Below are 1,627 nucleotides of genomic sequence, written 5' to 3' on the forward strand. Positions count from 1 at the left end.
GATCACGACGGGCACGCCGGTGGGCACCCGGGCGCCGGTGATGCGGACGAGCTCCTCGTCACCGGCGGTGACCCTGGTGGTGACGGGGGTGATGCCGGCGGTGGTCATCATGCGGGCCATCGCGCGGCGCTGGTTGGGCAGGACGAGGGTGACGACGGTGCCGGACTCGCCGGCCCGGGCGGTGCGGCCGCCGCGGTGCAGGTAGTCCTTGTGGTCGCCCGGCGGGTCGAGGTTGACGACGAGGTCGAGGCCGTCGACGTGGATGCCGCGGGCGGCGACGTTGGTGGCGATCAGCGCGGTGACCTGGCCGGTGCGGAACTGTTCCAGGGTGCGGGTGCGCTGGGGCTGGGACTTGCCGCCGTGCAGGGCGGCGGCCTTGACCCCGTTCGCGAGCAGGTTCTCGACCAGGCCGTCCGCGCCGTGCTTGGTGTCGGTGAACATGATCACCCTGCCGTCACGCGAGGCGATGTGGGCGATCGTGGCGTTCTTGTCGTAGTTCTGCACCTGCAGCACGTGGTGCTCCATGGTGCTGACCGTCGCCGCGGACGGGTCCACGGAGTGGGTGACCGGGTCCTTCAGGAAGCGCCGCACCAGGCGGTCGACGTTGCGGTCCAGCGTGGCGGAGAACAGCAGGGTCTGGCCGCCTTCGGCGACCTGTTCGAGGAGTTCGGTGACCTGGGGCAGGAAGCCCAGGTCGGCCATCTGGTCGGCCTCGTCGAGCACCGTGATGTCGACCCGGTCCAGCCGGCAGTCGCCGCGCTGGATCAGGTCCTTGAGCCGGCCGGGCGTGGCCACCACGATCTCCGCCCCGCGGTTCAGCGCCTGGGCCTGGCGGCCGATCGACGTCCCGCCCACCACGGTCGTCATCCGCAGCCGTACCGCGTGCGCGAACGGGGTGAGGGCGTCGGTGACCTGCTGGGCGAGCTCGCGGGTGGGGACCAGCACCAGGGCCAGCGGCTGGCGGGGGTCGGCCTTCTGCCCGGCGGTGCGGGCCAGCACGGCGAGGCCGAACGCGATGGTCTTGCCGGAGCCGGTGCGGCCCCGGCCCAGGACGTCGCGTCCGGCCAGCGAGTTCGGGAGCGTCGCGGCCTGGATCGGGAACGGCGCGGTGACGCCCTGCCGGGTCAGCGTGGAGAGCAGGGCCTTGGGCATGTCCAGTTCGGCGAACGCCTCGACGGCCGGGAGTGCCGGGGTGGTGCTCACCGGCATCGCGAACTCATGCTGGGCGGAGGAGCCCTGGCGGGCGGTACGGCCGCCGGAGGGCCGGTCTCCGTAGAAGGAGCTGCCACCGGCGCGGGTTCCGTGGGCGCGGCTGGAACGGGAGTTGGCGTTCTGGTACGAGGAGCGAGTGGAGCGGTTCATGCGGGAGACCTTCCTCGGGGCGGCACGTCACGGGGAAGGCTCCGGGGCGCGGTGCGCCGACGGAGACCGCAAGGGAACGGGCCGAGAGCTGTGACGGGTGGGGCGTGGACGGGGCAACCGTGCGGCACGCCACCTGCGGTCGGCGCCCACCGGCATGGGCGGGAGCGAGGACCTCGAATTGAGATGTCACGGCAGGGGGGTGATTCGGACGCGGCGCTGTGCGTCTCGCGTGGGGGCGACCGCCGGTGGCGGTGCTTGTCAGGGG

The 1,627-nt window shown here is 72.8% G+C and carries 1 protein-coding gene; it reads right to left on the reverse strand.

Annotated elements, in window-relative coordinates:
• Positions 1–1,362, reverse strand: a 1,362-nt coding sequence (locus tag ACIQOV_RS40695; protein ID WP_401056082.1) for a DEAD/DEAH box helicase, incomplete at its 3' end; no start/stop codon positions are given.
• Between the last annotated feature and the right edge of the window lie 265 nt (positions 1,363–1,627).

This window comes from Kitasatospora sp. NPDC091257 (assembly GCF_044757675.1).
Taxonomy (GTDB): Bacteria; Actinomycetota; Actinomycetes; order Streptomycetales; family Streptomycetaceae; genus Kitasatospora; species Kitasatospora lactacystinica.